General features: G+C 62.1%; 17 protein-coding genes and 2 pseudogenes. 13 read left to right on the top strand and 6 right to left on the bottom strand.

The features are described 5' to 3' along the window. Positions 1 to 1,131, top strand: coding sequence for a PrpF domain-containing protein (locus ACT4ML_RS16500; protein WP_444721842.1), 1,131 nt, complete (start codon positions 1 to 3; stop codon positions 1,129 to 1,131). Here the strand turns inward: ACT4ML_RS16500 and ACT4ML_RS16495 are convergent. After that, a complete protein-coding gene (locus tag ACT4ML_RS16495) occupies positions 1,104 to 2,495 on the bottom strand; it encodes an SLC13 family permease (protein ID WP_444721841.1) in 1,392 nt (463 codons plus the stop codon). The two genes, ACT4ML_RS16500 and ACT4ML_RS16495, sit on opposite strands and share 28 nt — an antisense overlap. 202 nt (positions 2,496 to 2,697) lie before the next feature. Between ACT4ML_RS16495 and ACT4ML_RS16490 the strand changes: the two genes are divergently transcribed. Continuing rightward, complete coding sequence (locus ACT4ML_RS16490) at positions 2,698 to 3,189, top strand: transposase (protein WP_444721840.1); 492 nt, start codon at positions 2,698 to 2,700, stop codon at positions 3,187 to 3,189. Between the two features lie 237 nt (positions 3,190 to 3,426). Then, positions 3,427 to 3,852, top strand: a complete 426-nt coding sequence (locus tag ACT4ML_RS16485) for a universal stress protein (RefSeq protein WP_444721839.1) — start codon at positions 3,427 to 3,429, stop codon at positions 3,850 to 3,852. A 144-nt stretch (positions 3,853 to 3,996) separates the two neighbouring features. Here the strand turns inward: ACT4ML_RS16485 and ACT4ML_RS16480 are convergent. The 3 genes and pseudogenes from ACT4ML_RS16480 to ACT4ML_RS16470 form a co-directional block, all read right to left on the bottom strand. Further along, positions 3,997 to 4,633, bottom strand: a pseudogene (locus ACT4ML_RS16480) (IS6 family transposase). 330 nt (positions 4,634 to 4,963) lie between these two features. Next, positions 4,964 to 5,935: a D-2-hydroxyacid dehydrogenase gene (locus ACT4ML_RS16475; RefSeq protein WP_444721838.1), complete on the bottom strand. Its 972-nt coding sequence runs from the start codon at positions 5,933 to 5,935 to the stop codon at positions 4,964 to 4,966. Positions 5,936 to 6,274: 339 nt separating this feature from the next. Beyond that, positions 6,275 to 7,075: pseudogene (locus tag ACT4ML_RS16470) on the bottom strand (hypothetical protein); the annotation flags it as partial. A 200-nt stretch (positions 7,076 to 7,275) separates the two neighbouring features. On the opposite strand from ACT4ML_RS16470, the gene ACT4ML_RS16465 reads away from it, so the two are divergent. Beyond that, positions 7,276 to 8,019 carry an SDR family NAD(P)-dependent oxidoreductase gene (locus ACT4ML_RS16465; protein ID WP_444721837.1) on the top strand — a complete coding sequence of 248 codons (744 nt, stop codon included), beginning with the start codon at positions 7,276 to 7,278 and terminating at the stop codon, positions 8,017 to 8,019. A 14-nt stretch (positions 8,020 to 8,033) separates the two neighbouring features. Here ACT4ML_RS16465 and ACT4ML_RS16460 read toward each other — a convergent pair whose 3' ends face one another. After that, on the bottom strand, positions 8,034 to 8,807 hold the full coding sequence (locus ACT4ML_RS16460; protein WP_444721836.1) for an IclR family transcriptional regulator: 774 nt from the start codon (positions 8,805 to 8,807) through the stop codon (positions 8,034 to 8,036). Positions 8,808 to 8,981: 174 nt separating this feature from the next. After that, positions 8,982 to 9,941 carry a mannonate dehydratase gene (locus ACT4ML_RS16455; RefSeq protein ID WP_138247327.1) on the bottom strand — a complete coding sequence of 320 codons (960 nt, stop codon included), beginning with the start codon at positions 9,939 to 9,941 and terminating at the stop codon, positions 8,982 to 8,984. Between the two features lie 149 nt (positions 9,942 to 10,090). Between ACT4ML_RS16455 and ACT4ML_RS16450 the strand changes: the two genes are divergently transcribed. From ACT4ML_RS16450 to ACT4ML_RS16410, 9 genes are all read left to right on the top strand, one after another. Then, positions 10,091 to 10,879: an SDR family NAD(P)-dependent oxidoreductase gene (locus ACT4ML_RS16450; protein ID WP_138247326.1), complete on the top strand. Its 789-nt coding sequence runs from the start codon at positions 10,091 to 10,093 to the stop codon at positions 10,877 to 10,879. 224 nt (positions 10,880 to 11,103) lie between these two features. Then, positions 11,104 to 12,000: a TRAP transporter substrate-binding protein gene (locus tag ACT4ML_RS16445; protein ID WP_138247483.1), complete on the top strand. Its 897-nt coding sequence runs from the start codon at positions 11,104 to 11,106 to the stop codon at positions 11,998 to 12,000. A 53-nt stretch (positions 12,001 to 12,053) separates the two neighbouring features. Continuing rightward, positions 12,054 to 12,620: a TRAP transporter small permease gene (locus tag ACT4ML_RS16440; protein WP_444721835.1), complete on the top strand. Its 567-nt coding sequence runs from the start codon at positions 12,054 to 12,056 to the stop codon at positions 12,618 to 12,620. Further along, the gene (locus ACT4ML_RS16435; RefSeq protein WP_444721834.1) at positions 12,613 to 13,917 is read left to right on the top strand and encodes a TRAP transporter large permease; all 1,305 of its coding nucleotides are present in this window, start codon (positions 12,613 to 12,615) and stop codon (positions 13,915 to 13,917) included. The genes ACT4ML_RS16440 and ACT4ML_RS16435 overlap by 8 nt, the downstream gene beginning before the upstream one ends. 179 nt (positions 13,918 to 14,096) lie before the next feature. After that, the gene (locus tag ACT4ML_RS16430) at positions 14,097 to 15,284 is read left to right on the top strand and encodes a UxaA family hydrolase (protein ID WP_444721833.1); all 1,188 of its coding nucleotides are present in this window, start codon (positions 14,097 to 14,099) and stop codon (positions 15,282 to 15,284) included. Further along, entirely contained in the window at positions 15,281 to 15,595 is a 315-nt protein-coding gene (locus ACT4ML_RS16425) for a UxaA family hydrolase (protein ID WP_444721832.1), read from the top strand. The genes ACT4ML_RS16430 and ACT4ML_RS16425 overlap by 4 nt, the downstream gene beginning before the upstream one ends. Continuing rightward, positions 15,595 to 16,731, top strand: coding sequence for a UxaA family hydrolase (locus ACT4ML_RS16420; RefSeq protein ID WP_444721831.1), 1,137 nt, complete (start codon positions 15,595 to 15,597; stop codon positions 16,729 to 16,731). The genes ACT4ML_RS16425 and ACT4ML_RS16420 overlap by 1 nt, the downstream gene beginning before the upstream one ends. Before the next feature lie 168 nt (positions 16,732 to 16,899). Continuing rightward, a complete protein-coding gene (locus ACT4ML_RS16415) occupies positions 16,900 to 17,925 on the top strand; it encodes an NAD(P)-dependent alcohol dehydrogenase (RefSeq protein ID WP_444721830.1) in 1,026 nt (341 codons plus the stop codon). 59 nt (positions 17,926 to 17,984) lie between these two features. Further along, positions 17,985 to 18,410, top strand: a complete 426-nt coding sequence (locus ACT4ML_RS16410; RefSeq protein WP_444721829.1) for a universal stress protein — start codon at positions 17,985 to 17,987, stop codon at positions 18,408 to 18,410. The last annotated feature ends 14 nt before the right edge of the window (positions 18,411 to 18,424 follow it).

The raw sequence follows: 18,424 nt of genomic DNA, 5'->3' as shown, positions 1-18,424 counted from the left end.
ATGGATCAGAACTCACTGCAGTGTACACTTGTTCGCGGAGGAACCAGCAAGGGCGTCGCCGTGACTCGGGACGCACTCCCAGACGAGAACACGGATGCAGCGCTCCTCTCGCTGTTTGGGAGCCCCGATGAGCGCCAAATTGACGGACTTGGTGGCGGGACATCGACGACATCGAAACTGATGATCATTGAGGAAAGTGACCGTGACGGCATCGACATTGACTATGAGTTCGGTCAGGTCAGCGTCCATGATTCGACCATCGACTATGGTGGGAACTGTGGCAACATGACGACTATCGTTGGGCCGTTCGCTACCAACGAAAACATGGTTGATGTCTCTGACAACGGCGAAGCAACGGTCACGCTCTATAATAAGAATACAGAGACACGGATTGACCAGTCATTCGATATCGTTGACGGTTGCGCAGCCACCGTAGGTGATCACAAAATCCACGGCGTCCCCGGAACTGGAGCTAGGGTCGAAACAACGTTCTACAATCCGGCAGGAACGGCCGAAAAGGGGTTATTCCCGTTCGATGAACCGGTAACGACACTTGACGTCGATGGAGTGCCTGTCGAGATGACCGTCTTGGACGTCACAACACCCGTCGTTTTCGTCCAGGCATCCAGCCTTGGTGTAACTGGCACGGAACTACCCGAGGACATCGACACCGATCCTGAGTTCCTCGACCGGATCGAGCAGATTCGTGCAACCGTGTGTGCGGAACTCGACATCGTTGATTCACCCGAGGACGCAACCGTCGAATCGCCGGGGTTCCCGAAGGTAGCGTTCGTCGCACCACCAACCGACTACGAAGCGACTACGGGCTACGTCGGTGAATCGGAGATTGACATCACAGCCCGAATTATGAGTATGCAGTACCTCCATCCAGTGTATGCTGTAACAGGTGCATCATGTACTGCAGCCGCTACACTACTTGAGGGAACGATTCCGAATCAGGTGGCCGATGTCCCTGACGGTGAAAAGGTCATCCTCGGGCATCCGAAGGGGAAAATGGTGGTCAAGGCCAACGTCAACAACGACAAAGTAGAGAGCGTAACGGTTTCACGAACACAGCGGCCCTTAATGGAAGGCCGGGCGTTCTACACGCTTGAGACTAACGGCCAGTAGAATAGCCATGCGACAGCGGTAACACCCAACGAGAGAAAAAGTGTCACAACACCAAACTGTGCCACATCTCTTTGATTTAGTGGCCCTTCTTCGTACGCGAGCAGGGCAGACGTTGTATTGAACGGTAGGAACGTCGTTCCACCAATAACGATGAGGAGTGAGAACGAGAGATAGAGTTGGTTCACACCCAATTCCTTCCCAATCCGAAGCGCAAAAGGAATAACAACGAGCAGTGCCGCGGATCCAGTTGAGAACACAATACGAACGGCGACTGCGACCAGAAGAAGAATACCAACGCTCGCGAACACTGGGAGAGCATTAAGCGGGATCGTCTCCAGAGTCCGATTGATGAGGAGATTCACGACGCCTGTGTTTGTGAGTGCCTCAAGCAAAGAGAACATTGCTCCGACCAGAAAAAGCACGTTCCAGTTTACGTCTGCGACGGCATCTGCACGGATGATACGAATATTGGGTAGTGAAAGGATGAGAACTGCCGCTGCAGCAGGAAGGATCGTAGGGATACCAAAAAAAGACCCGATGATCCAAGCGAGGACTGTTCCGGACATCACAGCGGCAACGATACGTTGTTCACGGTTGAAACCGGCGGCGGTATCTTTGGTCCTCGGTTCCGGAATATCTGCGTCCTCAAGTGGATAGAGCGTGAAAACGGAAACAGCACCGAGCAGGTATAGGGCCGTTGCGGGAGGCACCATGTACAGGGCCCATTGAACCCAGGTTAAGGGACCAACAAGCGAGTGGATAAGTCCAGCAGTGACAACAGCCATTCCACCGCCGGTCATGAGACCGACGGACGCAAGCGGGTTCACCTGACCAAGAATCAAGAAGGCTGTTTGTGAGAAGTCAGAATTGAAGGAGAGATCAAAAGAAGTCTGGAGACGACGGACAACAGGGATCAGAGCCACGGTCCGAGCCGCAGCAGAAGGCATGAAGACAGCTAGAGGGAGAAGTGCCGTTGTAAGTGAGCGAAGTGCACGTGTAGGGGTGTCTTCCGATCCAAGGAGACGGTCTGCGAGTCGAGCATCTAGGTCAACTTCGGAAATCGTGTTCCCCAGCAGAAAGAGCAAGAGCAGGAAGAGAACGAGTGAAGAAGAGAACCCGGATGCAGCGGCTTGAACAGAGTTCGTAACACCGAGTGCGTAGAGGAGCATAACCGCGGTGACGCTCGAGACCAAATAGGGAACAGTGTGGGTCAGCCAAAGAAGAAGCGTCGCAAAGAATATCGAGGTTGCCATGAGACCATCATCGGTCATTCCCATGGGCGGGTTAGCAACTATTCCACTAGCAACGATTACGACAGCACCGACAAGTCCGAAGATGGAACTGGGATTGGGCGGATTTTTCACCACGATAAAAATCGAACTTATATACATTAAGATTTGGTGGTCCCGGCAAGTGGTACGATAGATAGAGATGATTTTGTACACCCCAGCGGGGCGAGGCATTCTACAGCGGATGCTCTGCCTGCCAACCCTGTCACCTGCTACGGCCACACTTGCGGCCATAACCACCGCTTCGTTTCTGGAGGAGCGGCGATGACGGACAACGGTGTCAGCCCGGACGACACTTATCTGCCGGTTGAGTGGAAGCGACTTGCTGCGATTCCGGCGAGCATGGTCACTGAGTGCCACGTTTTTCGACCGCGAAGCGGCATCCAACCACTATATTAACCGAACGGATCGTCACATACGGATGCTGAAAACGCTGGCCCTGATTGACACGAAGTCGTGTTCCGTCTTGGCCATCCACTGTTCACCACACTGGTCCCACGATACACAGGTGGGCAGTCAAGTAGTGCTGCGCAACACGGCGGACATCGAAAGTTTCGCCGGCGATAAAGGCCATGACGACCACTCACTGCGGGACACCCTCCGAACAGAGGACATCCGGTCGGTAATCAAATATCGGCTGTTCGCTGCCTATGACCACGCCCATAACGCACGGCAGTATACCTACAGGAACGTTGAATGGCTGAGACGGCATTTTCAGCTATCAAGCATTGATCCGTGTCCGCCGTCCGGCCACCCGAGGGTACCGTGAAGTGAGTTTCGTGAACTCGTACTCCCTGCCACCGTCTACAATCTCGAATAAGACATCATGGAGTGATCCCGACGCCTTCCGTGGATTCAGTAGAGCAGATTGATCCTGTTGCGACCTGGCCAACTAAGAATCGAAGACGGTCTACATTACTAATTCTACACGGGATTGACGTACAATCAGATCGTCTCACCCATTACTCAGAGTAAGAATAAAGTGCTATGGCAGTAACAATCTACTATGGTGATTGTCGCAGCTGTAGACCGGTCAGATCGAGCAGACACCGTCATCAAACAAGCCGAAGTACTTGCAGAGGCTTTTGCTGACACGATTCATGTCGTCCATGTTTTGTCCACATCAGAGTTCGTCGATTTAGGAAGGACAAAAGCAAAAGGAGGAGATCCAATAGACATGGAATCTGTAAAAAATGTCGCATCGAATATCTCGGAGGAGGCTGCAGAATCTCTTAGTAGGCCGTTTGAAGCCGTTGGATTAATGGGGAATCCCTCAGATGAGATTGTTAATTATGCTGATGAACAAGATGCACGGTACATTGTTGTCGCAGGCCGGAAACGGTCCCCAACGGGAAAAGCTATTTTCGGTAGTGTGAACCAGTCAATACTACTAAATTCAGAATGTCCTGTAGTAATGTCAACAGATAACTGACATGGCCCTATTTCCGTCATAGGTGTTGTTGAGTTGCAGGATTATTTGTATACCATTAGTCAGTTAAGATAGGGAAAGGAATAGCGTCCGTCGATGGCAGTTATCGTTTCGAATCTAAGTTTGAATACTTTGGCAGGGTCGTGTTTAGTTTGTAGCATTCTGCCGGACGGCGAAGGCTTGGAGCCACGACTCTGCTGTTGATGGGTTTGTGTGACTGAAGCAGTTTGAGAACGAAGAAGTTCGTCGTTTTATCTCACGAAAGACACGTTCAGCAGCGTTCCGATTTTCATGGTTCTCGTATCGAAATCGGAGCCCAGATCGACGGAGTGCAGTCTGGAGATGTTTTGCTCCATCGACGAGAAACACGGTATCGTCGAGGGCATGTTTCTCAGTGAGTTCCTGCAGAAACCGTTCTGTCAACGCGGTCGTAGTCGTCGAATACAGCCGTATATAGAGAATTTTGTTCGTTTCCGGATCAACAGCAGTGTACAGCCAATACCGATGTTCGTCGAGTTGAATTACTGTCTCGTCGAGCGCGACGTGATTCGGGTTCTCGTCATCCGCCGGCTGGAGATCGCACTTGTGAACCCAATCGTGGACTGCCTTGCGACTACGTTCGACACCGAACTTCTCTAATTCTCGAACTGTATTCGAAAGCGAGAAATCTGCAAGATGGAGTCGAATACCGAGTTCCAGTAGCTGGCGAGGCATCCGCTCTCATCCCCACAAAACTCAAATCGATCCAGTCGCTACACCCGCTAAGGCGGTCGATTTTTGGCATGGATATTACAAAATCGTGCCGCCTCACTTTTCACACTTAACGAAACAGCACCCCGCTCGTTCTCCCAATATTCTTCTAAATCCCCCTCATAGCTCTCGTTGAGCAGGTCTGAAAGCATAAACCAACTCAACATTACGACCCGATTACTTCTCAATCTGGCTTAACTAGACAGTACCTCCAATTAATCGCCAAACCTGACAAACCCAATCAATTAAACCGAACGATCCGTGAGTCTCTCGGAGCATGCGCCGGCAGGGACAGGTGATGAATGCCCCCGTTGGCTGCCAACTACGACGCTGTTCCCCGACGAGAGGGCGGACCGGGTGCGGCTCACTCCGGGGACCGAACCAGGTTCTCCAGGTCAACGGGGGCTGCACCGTCGCCGAGTTGCCGGACGTTCCCAGCGACGATGTCCGCCAGCCGGTCCCAGTGTGCCGGGCTGTGCCCGGCGTTGTGCGGCGTGATGGTCACGTTCTCGAACCGCCAGAGCGGGTGATTGTGGGGGAGCGGCTCGGGGTCCGTCACGTCCAGCCCTGCTCCGCCGATGGCGTTCTTCCGGAGGGCGACGATGAGCGCATCGGTGTCGACGATCGGACCGCGGCCAACGTTGACGAGGTACGCGTCCGGCGGCAGCGTCTCGAACTCCTCGGTACCGACCAGTCCGCGCGTCGTCTCCGTCAGCGGCGTGGCGACGACCAGGTAGTCGGTATCGGCCAGCGCGTCGTGGAAGTCCGCGTCGTCGAACCCGATCACCCGGTCGGTCGGGCCGCCCTTCTTGGGCGTGTAGCGTATGCCGATGGTGTCCACGTCGAACGCCGTGACCCGGTTCGCGACGGCTTTGCCGATCGCTCCGAGGCCGACGATCGTGACGGTGCTACCCTTGATCTCGCGGGTCTGGTAATGTCGCCACTCGCGTCGCTCCTGTCGTCGCCTGGCCTCGTCTAACCCCCGGGCGAACATGAGAATGTAGCCGAGCACCTGTTCGGCGATGTTGGGGGCGTGGACCCCTGAGGCGTTCGTCACGGCAACCCCGTGCCCGGCCAGCGCGTCGAGCGGCAGGTGGTCGTACCCCGCAGCGACGCCAGCGAACAGTTCCAGTTCCGGCGTGTCGTCAAGCAGATTGGCGTCGAAGTGGGTCGAGGTGATCACCCTGGCCTCGACCGCGAGCGCCCGCTCTTCCTGGGGCGTCGTCGCTACCTCGATTCGGTGGTCCGGTAGCCGGTCACGGAGTTCGGCCGCGTAGTCTCCCGCCGGCATTCCGTGGGTTCCGGCTCGAAGGACCAGTACGTCGATGGTACTCATGAGTGCGTCCTGATGCTGGACGAGCGTGCACAAATTCCTTTCCCCCACCGGGACCGATCCGTTTCTCGTGTTTGGTGTCCAATTGTCTTGTACACCGAGACACCTCTATCTTACAACTATATGGATGTAATACAACGCTCCGCGGGTCGAATACTTCGGAGACCGGATTCCATGACGGGTAATAACTCGTCGGTCACCCACAGTTCGAGGCCGGAAACCGCCGGCCATCGAGCCCACTGATTACGTAGCCTCCAGTTATCGATGAATCTACGCCCAGGAATCTGGTCTGCCGCGGCTGCCACAAGGCGTTCGAACAACGGCCTAGTCGAGAAGCGACGGCGCGGCGGAGGCGTAGAGCCGGTGGAGGTGCATCGTATCGTCCGCGCGAAGCACTCGGTCCGCATCCGGGACGGCGCCTATCGTCGACAGCGCCGCGACCAGGACGGCGTGGTCCATCTCCACGACCGGCGGGAGTCGCACGCTGCGGATCGTGCTCCCCGTGACGTTATGTCCTTGCCCTGCCGGTCAAAGACGACGACGTCAAGCCCGTCGACGGGAGCGTCGGGGTACGGTCGTACGCGTCTCCAAGAAGTTCCGCCTCGCGGTCGAGGAACCTGCTCGGTAGGACGCACTCGACAAACGCCGTGTCGTCGTGCTGGTTCTCGACAATGGCGATTTCGTCGACGACCGGGACGTCGCGGTTCGAGGTCCGGCCGACTTCGACGACATCGATGCTCAACCGAATCTCATAGTCGGTGGCGTCCTCGGGCACACCGAGCTCGTTCAACATCTTCCGTTGTCCCTCGCCGGTCGCGCCGCTGTGGTTGCCCATCGCGGGGAATACGAAGGGCTCGTAGCCGGCCGCCGAGGCGGCGTCGGCGACGTCCGAGACGATGGCCGCCAGGTTCGAGATTCTGCGGCTCTCGTCGCTGAGGACGATCTCGCCGCCGTCGGGGACGCCTTCGAACGGTAGGTCGCGAACCGCCTGCCACACCGTCTCGGCCGTCTCCTCGAGTGGACCGGGTCCGGTTCCCACACCTGTTCGATGACGCCCATCTCGGGCAGGGTCGGGTCGCCGCACGCTTTGAGTATCATGTCCGCCGGTATCGACAGGTGACTCGCGGCGTTCTCCGGGTTCATACCGCATCGATCGAGGGGCGGGTGATAAATGTGTCCGCCACACCAACTAATCGGTCGCGGTCGACGTTCCCCACTGAGCGCCGTCACGTTCGCCGAACCACCCTATGGAAACCTGTCTAAAATGATTGGACGCCACGTCTCAGCAGCCGGATCCGTGGCCACCCGAGGAGTTATTCGGATGGGGGACACACGGGAAGGTAATGTTGGAAGACCTGCACGACAAGACGACGCTCGTCGTCGGGGCAAGCCACGGGATTGGGAAGAAAATCGCCGAGGAGTACGCCGAGCGGGGGTCGAACGTCGCGGCGCTGGCCCGCTCCGTCGGCGACCTGGAGGCACTCGTCGAGTCGCTGCCGACCGACTGCGTCGCGGTCGAGTGCGACGTTCGGGACGACGCGAGCGTCGCGGACGCCGTGACGACGGCCGTCGACGCGCTGGGGCCGATAGACGTGGCCGTCAACAGCGCGGGGACGATCGCCCGGGGTCGGCTCCACGAGGCAGACGAGGCGGACTTGACGAGGGTGGTGGACGTGAACCTCCTCGGTGCATTGCGCGTCAGCAAGCACGTCCTCCCCTCGCTGATGGAGACCGAGGGAACGTTGATCCACGTCTCGTCCGAGGCGGGGTCGGTCGGCGTCCCGGAGCTGCCGACGTACTGTGCAAGCAAGGGCGGCCTCGACGCCGCGGTCCAGCAGCTCGCGGTCGATTACGGGCCGGATGGGGTCTCGGTAGTCGGGATCGCCCCAGGGACGACGAAGACGTCGATGAACGAGGCCGTCAGGGAGCGGGACCCGTCGTGGGTCGAGGAGCGCGCGGCGGGGATCCCGTCCGGCCGCCTCGGGACGCCGGAGGATATCAGCGGCCTTGCAGCGTATCTCGCTGCCGACCGGTCGGACTACCTGACCGGCGAGGTGGTCCACATCGACGGCGGGTCGACCGCGTGAGCGGCCGGATCTGATCAGTAGTGTTTCGTCTTGAGCTCGATCACGTTCGCGGTGTTCTGTAGCTCCGGGACGAGCTCGTTCTCGATGCGATCCTCGTCGAAGTCGTGTTTCGGCCCGGCGACGGAGATGGCGGCGTCGGCGGTCACCCCTTCGCTGCTCACCGGCACGGCGACCGACCTGACGCCGTTGACGCGCTCTTCGTCCTCGATGGCGTACCCCTGCTCCCGGACGGTCTCGATTTCGTCCTGGAGCGCATCGCGGTCGACGATAGTGTGTTCCGTCGCCTGCGGGAGGCCGTGCTCCTCGATGATCTCACCGATTCGTTCGTCGGACTGCTGGGACAGCATCGCCTTGCCGAGCGCCGTCCAGTGCATCCGAGTGTACTCGCCGGTCGGCGCGTTGTTGAAGATGGCACCCATCGGTTCTGTCCGGTACAGCATCACCCGGTAACCACACTCCTCGCAGCCGATAGTCGCGACCTCGCCCGTCTCCTGGGCCAGTTCGTCAATCTCGTTGCGGCCGACTTGGTAGAGCCCGTTGTTGTGCCGGACCTGACCACCAACCTGCAGGAACCGAAGGCTGAGCTGGTACTGGCCGTCCCGCTGCACGACGTATCCGGCATCCTCCAGCGACTTGAGGTAGATGTGGACCGTGCTTTTTGGGACATCGATGTAGTCGGCCAACTCCCGGACGCCACAGCCGCCGAACTCCTCCATCCCCTCGACCACCTCGAAGAGATTCTTGACTGCCCCGATTCGGTTCGGATCGTTTCCCGTGTTCCTACCCATGTGTAAGTATGACGTACTACCCCACAATATTATTTTTGAAACCCATCCAACACTATTGGACAAGACCAATTCGAACAATCATTATAGTATGCCGGTTGCGAGGCTGTTCGGGACCAGGAACGAAAAAGCATGGCTGCACCACGGGGTCCGTACGGTCGGGGTCGCCGCTCGGCCCTACGCGGTTCGTTCGAGAAGGCCGCGCATGTATCCGACCGCGAAGAGGCGGCCCTTGGTGTGGTAGCCGGGGTTCGAGTTGTCCTCGCCGACCATCGTCGGGACGTGGTCGGGCCGCATCACCACGTCATCGTCGACGGCGTCCTGGTAGGCCTCCATCGCCGCGAGCATGTCCGTCGGTCCGTCGTCGTGCCACGTCTCGACGAAGTCGTCGGCGTCTCCGTCCACGTCCCTGAAGTGGACAAAGTTGATTCGGTCGCCGAATCGGCGGATCGTTGCGGGGATGTCGACGCCCATCGCCGCGAAGTTCCCCTGGCAGAACGTGATACCATTGTATTCGCTGTCGTAGGCGTCAAGGACGCGCTGGTACGCCTTGGGGCTGTTGACAATCCGCGGGACGCCGCCGAGCGACGCACGTGGCGGATCATCGGGATGGAGGCCGAGTTTCACCCCGGCTTCCTCCGCGACGGGGGTCACCTCCCGCAGGAAGTACTCCAGCGCCTCCCAGATCTGCTCGCGCGTGGCGTCGACCGCTTGCTCCGCCCCGTTCCGGTGCATCCTGTCATCGGAGTAGGCAGTCACGAGCGAGCCGCCGCGGGCCTCGACGTGGGCCTCCGTCCGCGCCCACCGGATTCCAACCATCCAGTCGTAGCAGACCACGGGGATGTCAAGGCGCCCGCAGTTCCGGATGAACTTCTTGAACTCGGCGATGTCCTCGTTGCGGCCCTCCAGTCCGAGCCTGATGCGGTCGGTCAGGGGGACGCTGCCCTCGATGACGCCGACCTCCAGCCCGGCGTCCTCGTACCAGTTTTTCAGATGCTGGAGTTCGTGGTAGCTCCAGTCGGTTTTGTCGTCGCCGATCTCCAGGGTGTGTACCACGGCGTTGTCCACGCCCATCTGCTTGGCAAGCTTCCATCTATCGTCAGGTTGCGGCGGTAGGACTACCGCTAGGTCGACCATAGGACCACGAACTGGAACCACAAATAAATAGCTTTCTTTTGGGTAGATTGCTGCCGGACAGCTGATGGCTCGGGTCGGCAACCACGTGGAACGGCGCGGACAGGGGAAGATAGAAATACCATGCCGTGCGAGGCTTCGACAGACCACGAATGAGCGACACGTTCGAGGGAGAGGCGGCTATCGTCACGGGTGCATCGAGAGGAATCGGCAGCGGCATCGCGACCGAACTCGCGGACCGGGGAGCGTCGGTAGTGGTCAACTACCGCTCCTCTGAGGAGCGGGCCGAGGCGGTCGTCGACGAGATAACTGACACCGGCGGGGAGGCCGTCGCCGTGCAGGCCGACGTGAGCGACGAGGACGACGTGGCGGCGATGGTCGAGGCGACCGTCGACCGTTACGGGTCGCTGGACGTGATGGTGAACAATGCGGGCATGACGACGCTCGGCCCGGCCGAGGAGATAAATCTCGACGATTGGCGGCGGGTGATAGATGTCGACCTGACCGGCGTGTTCATCGGCTGCCAGGCGGCGGGCCACCAGATGCTGTCACAGCCCGACGGCGGGTCGATCGTCAACGTCGCGTCGATGATGGGAGAAATGGGCTTTCACATGCGAGCGCCGTACTGCGCGGCAAAGGCGGGCGTCATCAACCTCACCCGGACGCTCGCCGTCGAGTGGGCGACGGAGGACGTCACCGTGAACGCGCTCGCCCCTGGATTCATCAAGACCGACATCACCGATCAGACCCAGGGGTCGGCGGGGTACACCGATGACGACATCCGGCGGCGGACGCCGATGGCCCGGTACGGCACGGTCCAGGAGATGGCGAACTGTGTGGGCTTTCTCGCCCAGGGCGACACGTACGTCACCGGCGAAGTGCTGTGCGCCGACGGCGGCTGGACATCCGACGCCTGGCGGTATCACGAGGAACGTGCCTAACTCGGGCGAACGGCTTCGGAATCCGGGTCACATCCGGAGACATTCGCCCTAGGGAAAAGATTTTTATCATTAACGATAAACCAGTATAGGTAACCATGACAGATGGTAATCCATGGCTCAGTAGACGTTCGTTAGTCAAGGGACTCAGTACAGGCGCAGTCGCGGCCACGGCCGGTTGCTCAATGGTTGGGGACCTCGGCGGCGGCAGCGGCGACGGCGTTGAGATGACAATCGCAAGCACCTTCGAACCCGGCCATATCCTTGTGCAGGCCGCGGAAACGTTCAAAGAGGAGATCGAGTCAGAGTCGGACGGCGACATCTCCGTCGAGATCAGCCCCGGCGGGTCGTACGGGTCCGAGGACGAGATCGGTGAGGTCGTTAGCCAGGGCGGCGTCGAGGCTCACGCCGCGGGCAGCTTCCCGTACTTCCAGTTCGCGCCCGAGTACTGGTTCTTCGGGTGCCCGTTCGTTCTCTCGGGCTACGATCAGCTGCTGTCGGTGCTGGAAAGCGACGAGATGCAAGAGGCCCACGACGCGCTCGTCGAGAACGGCGACCAGCGCCCGATCGGGCAGCAGATCTACCGCGGCGCGCGGAACTTCACGTCCAACACGCCGATCCGCAGTCCGAGCGACGTCGACGGGACCAATCTCCGTCTGCCGGAGCTCGACCCGTGGGTCGCCATCTGGGAGGAAGTGGGTGCGTCGCCGACACCGGTCGCGCTGGACGAGCTGTACAGCGCGCTTGAACAGGGAACCGCAGACGCCTCCGAGGGCGGGGCGGAGCAGATCAGCTCCTTCAACCTTTACGAGGTCCAGAGCCACCTGAGCCTCACAGAGCACCTAATCGCCAATGGGAACATCTACATCAACGATACGTTCTACCAGGGGATCGACGAGACCTATCAGGACATGATCATGGAGGTCGGCCAATCGGCGACGTCCTCGGCGGCCGAGCAGTCACAGTCCCGCGAGGAGGAACTGATCCAGGGCCTCGCCGAGGAGGGCATGGAGATTGTCGAAGACGTCGACGTAGAGGCGTTCCAGGAGGAGGCGGCACCGGCGGTCGAACAGCTGTTCGAGAACACGTGGGCCTTCGACTGGGAAACCGTCCAGAACATGTGAGACGGCGGCAATCGTACAGATAACCACCCGAGACACCCACCGTTTCATTTACAATGGAAATCGACCAATCGCTCGACCTGAAGCGCGACCGGCTTTTCGATAAGATTGTCCTGTACAGCGCGACGGCGCTGTTTACGCTCACAATCATTTTGACCACACTGCAGGTCTTCATTCGGCTGTTGAATCTCCCCACGTTCGGCTTCCTTCACTGGACCGAACCGGCGGCGCGGTTCGTGCTCATCGTCGCGACCTATCTGGGTGCCGCCGTCGCCGTCCGGAACAACGAACACATCGCGATCCGGTTCCTGCTCGACCGGCTCACGAACTGGAAGCCATGGCTCGGCTACCTGGTTCAGGTGGTCGGGAAACTGATCATTATCGGCTTTCTCTGGATCGCACTGGAGGGAACGGTCATCACGACCGTGGAGGATTGGACGACGTCGATCGGCGGGATCGGCTTCGTCACGTCCGGCCACCTCTACCTCGGTATCGGTATCGGGATCGGAGTGATGCTGATCTACGCAGTGATCGATTTCGTGGGCCTGGCCCGCGAACTCCTCGCGATGCGGACCGAGGGAACCGACAGCGGCCAGTTCGAGGAGGGGATAGCCGATGAGTGAACTGCTTATTATCGGCGCCCTGTTCCTCGGGTTGCTGCTGGTGCTGTACGCGCTCGGCGTCCCGGTCGGGATCGCCATGGGAGCGACGTGCGTCGTGATAATGGTTTCGCCGTACGGGCGCGGCCTCAACTACGGGCTGATAGCCCAGCAGTTGCTGTACGGGCTCAACAGCTTCACGCTGCTCGCTATCCCGTTTTATCTCCTGTTAGGGCGGCTGATGAACCGCATCGGGATGACACAGCGGATCTTCGCCCTGGCGAACGCCTTCGTCGGTCAGTTCCGGGGCGGCATCGCACACGTCAACATCGTCGCCAGCATGATCTTCTCGGGGATGTCCGGCCTCGCCGTCGCGGACGCCGCGGGACTCGGTCGCGTCGAGTACACCGCGATGCGCGACCAGGGATACGAAAAGGACATCTCGCTGGGCGTTACCGGCTCCTCGGCAATCATCGGGCCAATCATTCCCCCGAGCGTCCCGATCATCATCTACGCCGTGCTGGCCGAGGAGTCGATTGGCCAGCTGTTCCTCGGCGGGATCCTCCCGGGGATCCTCATCGGCGTGTTCCTGATGTTGCTCGTCTTCCTGTTCGTCTATCTACGGGGTTACGAGACGGAGGACTCCTTCGATCTCTCTGAGGCGTGGCAGTGCTTGAAGGAAGCAGTGTTCCCGCTGTTCGCCCCGGTCCTCATCATCGGGGGGATCCTCACCGGGACGTTCACTGCCACCGAGGCGGGCGCAATCGCCGTCGTCTACACCGTCCTCCTTGGGATGTTCGTCTACAACGAACTCTCACTGCGGGGGCTGTTCGAGGAACTCCAATACGGGATGGTCGAGACGTTCTCGCTGACATTCATCGTCGGCATCGCGTCGCTGTACGGGCTGGTCGCGCTCCAGCTTCAGCTGCCGATCCTGATGGCGGAGTCGATCACGAACTTCTCGAACGACCCGACAGTCGTGATCTTCCTGCTGGTCGCGCTCCTGCTGGTAGTTGGGACGTTCATGGAGACGATCGCCGCGATCACAATCCTCGTGCCGATCTTCATGCCGATCCTCGACGTCGCGGGGATTGACCCGCTCCACTTCGGCATCGTGATGATCCTGACGCTAATGCTGGGCCTGCTGACCCCGCCGTTCGGCGTCATCCTCTTCGTGTTGGAGAAGGTGACCGACGCGAGCCTGGAGGAGGCGATGAAGGGCGTGTTACCCTACTACATACCGATTCTCCTGGTATTGCTTCTCACTATCCTCGTCCCGGAGATCGTCACGTATCCGGCGACCGAGCTGCTAGGCACCTGACGGCGGCGTCGGGTCCCGGTCGGGTCGCTTTCGCACCATTCGTCGTATCGGGGTGGGTCGTCCGACTGCGTATCTGAGTGGCCGCGTCCTCGAGCCGCCAGTCGTGCCTCCTGGATCCCTATGATCGGGGCGTTGCACCGACGGAAACGCTTTTTTATCCACGTCGTAGAGACTTGTCTATGGCAACGTTTGAGGGATACCCACGGGACAGCGGCCCCGCCGGGGTCCGAAATTACGTCGCAGTGATACCCACGTCGGTCGCCGCGTCGGCGGTCGCCGAGGCGATCGCGGACCGCGCCGGTGAGCACATCCGGGCGACGCCCCACCAGATGGGGATCGACCCTCCGGACGGCGCGCGCGAGCAGATAGAGCGAACGCTGACCGGCGTGGGGCGAAACCCCAACGTCGGCGCGGCGGTCGTCGTCGGTCTGGGTCCGGAGACGGTCGACGCCGAAGTGGTTGCGGACGGGATCGCGGCGGCCGGCCGCCACGTAGAGACGCTTTCGATCCGCGAGGCAGGCGGGACCGAGGCGGCGCTCGATGCAGGCGTCGAACTGACGCGGAAGTGCTGGTCAGGGATCGCCGACGCGCATCGGGAGGAACGCGACGCGAGCGAACTCGTGTTCGGCGTGGAGTGTGGCGGTTCCGACGCGACGAGCGGGATCGCTGCCAACCCGGCCGTCGGCGCAGCCTGCGATCGGCTGGTCGCCGACGGCGGCACGGCAACGTTCTCCGAGACGCCCGAGTTCATCGGCGCGGAACACATCCTCGCAGAGCGCTGTTCCGACGCGGATGTCCGCGAGCGGCTCCTCGACCGGGTCGAGCGCCGGGAGTCGACGGCACAGCTGATGGGCGTCGACCTCCGCGGCGCACAGCCGAGCCCCGGGAACCAGGAGGGCGGGCTGACGACGATCGAGGAGAAGAGCCTGGGTGCTATTTCGAAGGGTGGGACGACGCCAATCCGGGGGATCGTCGACTACGCCGAGCGCCTCCCGGTCGGCGGCGGACTGGTACTGATGGATACGCCAGGGTACGACATCGAGAGCGTCGTCGGCAAGGTCGCCGGCGGGGCGCAGGTCATCGCCTTCACGACGGGTCGCGGGTCGACGACGGGGAACCCGCTTGCGCCGGTGATCAAGGTGACGGGGAACCCGAAGACTGCGGACCGCCTCGCGTCAAACATGGACGTAGACGCGAGCACCGTCATCGACGGCGAGCCGATCGAGTCGGTTGGCGACCGGGTGTATAAGACGCTGTTGCGCGTGGCCAGCGGCGAGCGGACCGCTGCCGAGCAGCGCCGGCTGGAGGAGTTCGCGATCAACGAACTGCAGCCGACCGAACTGGCGGAGCTCCGGGGGGACGCATGAAGGGGACCGTCCTCGGCGAGGTCGGCCTGCACATGGCGGACGCGGACAACGTCGTCACGGCCATCGATGACCTGGAAGCAGGCGCGGAGCTACCGTACAACGGCGAGATGGTCGAGCTCGCGGAGGCCGTCCCGTTCGGCCACAAGGTCGCGCTGGTGCCCCTGGAGCGGGGCGACGCCGTCGTGAAGTACGGCGAGACGGTTGGCGAGGCGGTCGAGCCGATCGCTCCCGGTGAGTGGGTGCACACGCACAACTGCGAGAGCACGCGCGGGCGGGGCGACCGCGCCGCGGAGGACGGGGAGGTGGCCTGATGTCGTCCCCCGAAGGGCGCGAGGAACCCGCGGCCCTCGGCGAGCGGTTCGACGCCTACCGGCGCGACGACGGCGGCGTCGGCGTGCGGAACCGGGTTCTCGTCGTGCCGTCGGTGATCTGTTCGCACGTCGTCGCCGAGCGGGTCGCGGACGCGAGCGACCGCGCCGTCTGCGTCCCGCACGACCACGGCTGCGGCCAGATCGGGGCCGACCACGAGCAGACCGAGCGGACGCTTCTGAACCTCGCTCGCAACCCGAACGTTGCCGGCGCGACCGTCGTCGGGCTGGGCTGTGAACACCTCCAGAGCGGGCCGTTTGCCGAGCGGATCGGCGAGCACGGCGTACCGGTCCGCGAGACGGCCATTCAGGACGCCGGCGGAACCGAGGCGGCGCTCGACGCGGGCGTCGAGGCGACCGGAAACCTGGCCGACGCCGCGGCCGCGGCGGACCGGACGGACGCGGCGCTCGCGGACCTGACAGTCGGCGTCGTGAGTTCGGACCTGTCCCCGTCAAGCAGCGAAGTGGCGGACCCGCTCGTCGGCAAGACCGTCGACGCGCTGGTCGACGCTGGCGCGCGCGTCGTCGTCGCCGGAACCGAGCGGCTCGTGCCCCACCGCGACGCGGCCGCCGACCGCGCGGCGAGTCCGGCGGTCGCCGAAGCGACGCGGTCGGCCGGTGACCGCGACGCAGGGCGGCCCAGCAACGCAAAGCGGGTCGCCCGCCGCGCCGAGGTAGCCGAGTTCGACGAGGTGGTCGGAACGTGGGGAAACGCCGAGGTAGCCGAGTTCGTCCCCTACGGCGGTCGGGCGACCATCGACGGGGGGCTGGCGCTGGTGGATTCACCCTCGCGGTTCGAGGAGGCCGCGACCGCGCTCGCGGCGGCGGGCGCGTCCGTCGTCGTCCACGTCACGGCCGACGGAATCACGACGGGCCACCCGGTCGTCCCGGTCCTGAAGGTGACCGGCGACGGGACGACGGCGGCAGCGCTTGGCGACGACATCGACGTCGACGCCCGCACTGCCGACTCCGACGAACTGCTGTCGGAGCTTTCGCGGGTCGCGGCTGGCGGCCGGACGGCGAGCGAGGCCCACGGGCTGACGGCGTTCGCGATAAACCGGGTCGGCCCGTCGCTGTGAGGTCGCCGGGTCCAAAAGCCTAATAGCCGGACCCGTCGAGTGTATGACGATGAGTCAGGTACCGAAGCGTTCGGGACAGCAACGGCAGTCAGGGGACCGCTTCTCCGCCAGCCACGGTCGGCCGGGGCGAAGCGGCGACGGGACACGGGCGCGTCTGAGGTGGACGGGATGAGAGCGGCGGAGCTCGTCGGGGCGAAGCTGTTCGAACTGCGCGAACGGGAGCGACCGTCGCCCGGCGAGTCCGAGGTGCTCGTCGAGGTGAGCGACGTGGGAATCTGTGGCTCGGATGTCCACTGGTACGAGCACGGCCGTATGGGCGACCGCGTCGTCGACGAGCCGCTGGTGCTCGGACACGAGAGCGCGGGCACCGTCGTCGAGACGGGAGCGGCCGTCGACGGCCTCGCCGTCGGCGACGCAGTCACCGTCGAGCCCGGCGTCCCCTGCAGGGAGTGTGAGCACTGCCGCCACGGCGCGTACAACCTCTGTCCGGACGTGGCGTTCATGGCGACGCCCGGGACGAACGGCGCGTTCCGGGAGTACGTCGCCTGGCCGGCCGAGTACGTGTACGCCCTCCCCGACTCGGTACCGACCCGGGAGGGCGCACTCTGTGAGCCGCTGAGCGTCGGTGTCCACGCCGTCCGCCGGGCGGAGATAGGCGTGGGCGACTCGGTGCTGGTCATGGGCGCGGGGCCGATAGGGCTCCTCGCGGCCGACGCCGCGCGGGCGGCCGGCGCGGGAGACGTCGCGGTCGTCGACGTCGTCGAGTCGAAGCTCGACCGGGCCGTGGACCGCGGGGCCGATCTCGCGGTCGACAGCCGCGAGACGGACGTGACCGCGGCGGTCCGGGAGGCGTTCGGGGGAGGCGTCGACGCCGCGATAGAGGCGACCGGCGCACCGCCCGCCATCGAAGCGACACTCGACGTGCCGCGGGCCGGCGGCACCGCAGTGCTCGTCGGCCTCGCCCCCGAGGCCGAGGTGCCGGTCGACACGTTCGAGCTGGTCCGCAGGCAGCTGGATGTCCGCGGGAGCTACCGCTTCGCGAACACGTACCCGACCGCGATATCCATGCTCGACTGCGGCGTCGTCGACGCAGCGGGGATCATCGACTTCGAGGCCCCGCTCGGTCGGATCGGTGACGCGTTCGAGCGGGCCGCGGAGCCGGACGTTGTCAAAGGCGTGATCTCAGTCGACTGAGCGGCGGATCGAGCCTCGGAGGGAGAACATTTATGTTCGAACGGCTATCCCCAATGAATATGGTTATCGTGGCAGCCATCAGCGGCTCCGACGGGTCCAGAGACGTCGCGATGCAGGCGGACGAGTTGGCCAGGGCGTTCGGCGACGAACTCCACCTCGTCCACGTCATCGAGGAGACCGAGTACACGAGACGTGTCGAGCGGGAGTCCAGTACGCGGGAGACGGACTCGAGGTCCATCGAGGCGACCGTGGCGGCCGAGGCGACGGCAGGGCTTGACGAGGTCATCGGGGACCACGAGGTCGTCAGCAGGGTAGGGAACCCCAACAAATCCGTCGTCGGGTACGCCGACGAGGTCGACGCCCGCTACCTCGTCCTCGGCGGGCGGTCGCGGTCTCCCACCGGGAAGGCGCTGTTCGGCAGCGTGACACAGTCGATCCTCCTGAACACAGAGCGGCCGGTCGTCACGGTTACGGGGGCCGAGTAACCATTCTCTCCACC

This window comes from Natrinema sp. LN54 (genome assembly GCF_052439245.1).
GTDB classification, from domain to species: domain Archaea; phylum Halobacteriota; class Halobacteria; order Halobacteriales; family Natrialbaceae; genus Natrinema; species Natrinema versiforme_A.
This window is presented reverse-complemented; position numbering and strand designations above follow the sequence as displayed.